At 51.3% G+C, this 3,753-nt stretch carries 5 protein-coding genes and 1 tRNA gene; 1 reads left to right on the forward strand and 5 read right to left on the reverse strand.

Annotated elements, in window-relative coordinates:
* From QZV76_RS07325 to ssb, 4 genes are all read right to left on the reverse strand, one after another.
* Positions 1-483: DNA methyltransferase (locus tag QZV76_RS07325; protein ID WP_290599366.1), on the reverse strand; the 483-nt coding region annotated here is incomplete at its 3' end.
* The gene (locus QZV76_RS07330) at positions 480-923 is read right to left on the reverse strand and encodes a thioesterase family protein (protein ID WP_290599367.1); all 444 of its coding nucleotides are present in this window, start codon (positions 921-923) and stop codon (positions 480-482) included. The genes QZV76_RS07330 and QZV76_RS07325, both read right to left, overlap by 4 nt.
* 51 nt (positions 924-974) lie before the next feature.
* Entirely contained in the window at positions 975-2,648 is a 1,674-nt protein-coding gene (ettA, locus tag QZV76_RS07335) for an energy-dependent translational throttle protein EttA (RefSeq protein WP_290599369.1), read from the reverse strand.
* Between the two features lie 34 nt (positions 2,649-2,682).
* Positions 2,683-3,069, reverse strand: a complete 387-nt coding sequence (gene ssb, locus QZV76_RS07340; protein WP_290599370.1) for a single-stranded DNA-binding protein — start codon at positions 3,067-3,069, stop codon at positions 2,683-2,685.
* A gap of 148 nt (positions 3,070-3,217) precedes the next feature.
* Between ssb and QZV76_RS07345 the strand changes: the two genes are divergently transcribed.
* Positions 3,218-3,290 (forward strand) — tRNA-Arg (locus QZV76_RS07345).
* Positions 3,291-3,420: 130 nt separating this feature from the next.
* On the opposite strand, the gene QZV76_RS07350 is transcribed toward QZV76_RS07345, so the two are convergent.
* Positions 3,421-3,639: a helix-turn-helix domain-containing protein gene (locus tag QZV76_RS07350; RefSeq protein WP_290599372.1), complete on the reverse strand. Its 219-nt coding sequence runs from the start codon at positions 3,637-3,639 to the stop codon at positions 3,421-3,423.
* Positions 3,640-3,753: the final 114 nt, after the last annotated feature.

The raw sequence follows: 3,753 nt of genomic DNA on the forward strand, positions 1-3,753 counted from the left end.
GCGCGCATACGGCATCTCTGAATCATCTAGATGAACCCATATACTTCCCGTGGGGGCAAGCATCTCATGCAAGGCATTGAGACGTGTGTGCATCATTCCCAACCACAGATGGTGGTCAAGGCCGTCGTTGTAGTCAGTGAAAATGGTGCCGGTGTTGTAGGGCGGATCAATATAGACCAGTTGCGGTGCAGGTAGTCCGTCCACCGTAACGAGCTGTTCTATAGCGTCGTATGCATCACCACAGATCACCAGATCTGGTGCAGCATTCTTCTCACTAAAAAGCTCAGAGACTATCCTCTGTTCACCACGATGCTCACGAGGAGACTCACTATGGGGGTCATCGTGGAGCTCGCTTAGGGTGAGGGGACATCCTTTAATAAGTTCTGCCGGTGCGACAGCGTGGTAATGAGTATGCCCAGCGATAATAAGATCTGTACGATTATCCCACGTCAATATGGGATTTATGGCGGTGGAGGAGGTCACTGATCACCAGCAGTGTCTGCTTTAGCGCTTGCTTGGTATTCAGTGAGCATAAGCCGAATAGCCGGCTCTAATTCCACCTGTCGACGCGCTTCACAATCGAATGGGACAAGGACACAATCGACTACCGCCAGAATATCCCCCCTATTGTCCCTGAGCTCGTGCCGCAAAGTGTAACTATGCGACGTGACGACCTGCACGGTGAGATCTACCGTCACTGTTTCCATTCCAATAAGGAGTGGCTTCAAATAGTCCACTTCAAGATGCCGTACCACCATCGGTGGGGCGGTGAAGCCCCGCCGGATCCACGTATCCTTCACGAATCGGAGACGCGCCTCGCGGGCTAATTCAATGTAGGTGATATCCGTGGCTTCACCGGATTGGTCGAAGTCACTCCACCGAAGTTCAAGCTCGCACGAGTAGTTTCCTGCCCTATTCGACATGATGTACTCCTTTCCGAGAAGGATCCGTGGATATCTCTCGATACGCCAGTCTTAGTCGCGGGTGAGTTTACGGTGGGTGACGGAATGCGGCCGGGCTGCTTCCTCCCCCAAACGCTCAATCTTGTTTGCTTCGTAGCCCTCGAAGTTTCCTTCGAACCAGAACCATTGCCCTTCTGCCACATTGCCTTCCCAGGCGAGAATGTGGGTACAGGTGCGGTCCAGGAACCAGCGATCGTGGGAAATGACGACGGCGCAGCCGGGGAATTTCGTCAAAGCGTTTTCGAGCGATGAGAGGGTTTCTACATCGAGGTCGTTAGTGGGCTCGTCCAGGAGGATGAGGTTACCGCCAACTTTAAGGGTGAGCGCAAGGTTGAGGCGGTTGCGTTCACCGCCGGAGAGGACTCCCGCTTTCTTCTGCTGGTCTGGGCCTTTGAATCCGAATGCGGAAATGTATGCCCGTGATGGCATCTCATTCTGTCCTACAACAATGTAGTCGAGGCCTTCCGAGACAACTTCCCACACAGTTTTGTTCGGATCAATATTCTCGCGGTTCTGGTCAACGTACGAAAGTTTTACTGTCTCTCCCACACGTACTGTTCCAGAATCTGGTTTCTCTAGTCCCACAATAGTTTTAAAGAGAGTGGTTTTACCGACACCATTGGGGCCGATAACACCAACAATTCCGTTACGCGGCAGGGTAAACGACAGATCCTTAATAAGAGTTCGTCCGTTGAATCCCTTTGTCAGGTGGTCAACCTCCACCACAACATTGCCTAGTCGTGGCGGGGTAGGAATTTGAATCTCTTCAAAATCGAGCTTCTTGTACTGCTCTGCCTCTGCCGCCATTTCCTCATAACGCTGCAGACGAGCCTTGGACTTCGCCTGGCGAGCTTTCGCACCGGAACGAACCCACGCCAGTTCTTCCTTCAAACGCTTCTGCAACTTCGCGTCTTTACGCCCGGCGACTTCCAAACGCTCGGCCTTCTTCTCCAGATAGGTGGAGTAATTGCCCTGGTAGGGGTAAAGGTGTCCGCGGTCAACTTCACAGATCCACTCAGCAATGTGGTCAAGGAAGTAGCGGTCGTGGGTAATGCAGAGCACAGCGCCCTTATAGTCCTGGAGGAATTTCTCCAGCCAGGCAACTGATTCCGCATCAAGGTGGTTAGTGGGCTCATCAAGCAATAGAAGATCCGGAGCCTGGAGAAGGAGACGACACAACGCTACACGGCGTTTTTCACCACCGGAAAGCTTCGTAACGGGGGAATCTCCCGGGGGGCAGCGGAGAGCGTCCATAGCCTGGTCAATGCGGGAATCGAACTCCCACGCGTCGGCATGATCAAGCTTCTCCTGCAGGACGCCCATTTCCTCCATTAACTCATCGGAGTAATCAGTGGCCATCTTCTCGGCAATTTCGTTATACCGCTTAAGGTTTTGCATAACGTCGCCAAGACCGTCTTCAACGTTTTCACGGACGGTCTTCGACTCATCCAACTGCGGCTCCTGCATGAGGATGCCCACACTGGCCTCCGGATCGGCAAATGCCTCACCATTAGAGGGTTGATCAATCCCGGCCATAATCTTCAAAATGCTAGATTTACCGGCACCGTTCGGGCCGACAACACCAATTTTCGCACCGTGATAGAAGGACATGGTGACATCATCCAAAATGACTTTCTCACCAAAAGCCTTTCGCACATTACGCATGGTGTAGACGAACTCTGACACGACTCAACCTCTTCTACTGGGGTATCTGACGTGCCTAGTCTACCGTCTCTCCCGCCCCCTCAGGAACAGACATGCCTGCTGAACGACCACAATAGCGGAGATCCTTACCAACGGTAGTAGCAGTCAGTTTTATAACGGTGACGCTTCTTTCTTCACCCTGCGGAATAAACTCATCAGACACCAGACGCCCCGTCACAATAACCGGATCACCCTTATGAAGAGTTGCCGCAACATTCTCCCCCAAATTCCCCCAGCACACTGTTTCTATAAACAATGCCTCATTGCCCTTCCAACTCTGGCTAGCAGAATCGAAATAGCGATGGTTCGACGCCAAACGGAATGACGCCACAGTACGCTCTGCCGCATGCCGAAGCTGCGGATCACTGGCCAGATTTCCCATCAACGTTATGTAATTGGACATTGTTAGTGCCTTTCCTTGTGTATACAGCAATCCTTCTGTAACGAATCGCCGAATGAATGACACTAGAGTGGCACATAACAAACGGAGGAAACCGTGAGAAACAGGCTAGTTCGGTACTTTTCCACAGTGGCACTACACTGGGGATGATGCCTCCATAGCTCAGTGGACAGAGCAGTCGGCTTCTACCCGATTGGTCGAGGGTTCGAATCCTTCTGGGGGCGCTTATATAGCACTTCGTGCAATGCTTTACGCGAAAGCTTTGTAAACCCTAAAACCCTACATAAATTTATGTCCTCAGCCTTAAGAAAAGGTTGAGGACATAAATTTACGGGTCTACTGACCGTTAATGAGCTATGAAAGGAGCGCCTCTTCAAGGCTCAGAATACGGTAGACACCAGGACGAGAAAGTCCGGTTGCTTCACAGATCTCAGAAATTCGAACACCTTTACCGTGTGCAGACTGCACCAGTTGGTAGCGCTCGCTCTGTAGCTTGTCTAATTGTTTCTCTACTTTACGCAGCCGAGTTGACTGTTCTTGTAGCTGACCAAGCATTTCCCACTTATTAGACATATAACTCCTTTTATCGATCAAGATGTAGACCTGCGGAGCGCGCTCTCATTCGTAGAAGGTAAACCCTCCCCTGATTATGCAGATGACAGCGTTATGTAGCTATTTATTCAACGA

This window comes from Lawsonella sp. (assembly GCF_011525565.1).
Taxonomy (GTDB): Bacteria; Actinomycetota; Actinomycetes; order Mycobacteriales; family Mycobacteriaceae; genus Lawsonella; species Lawsonella clevelandensis_A.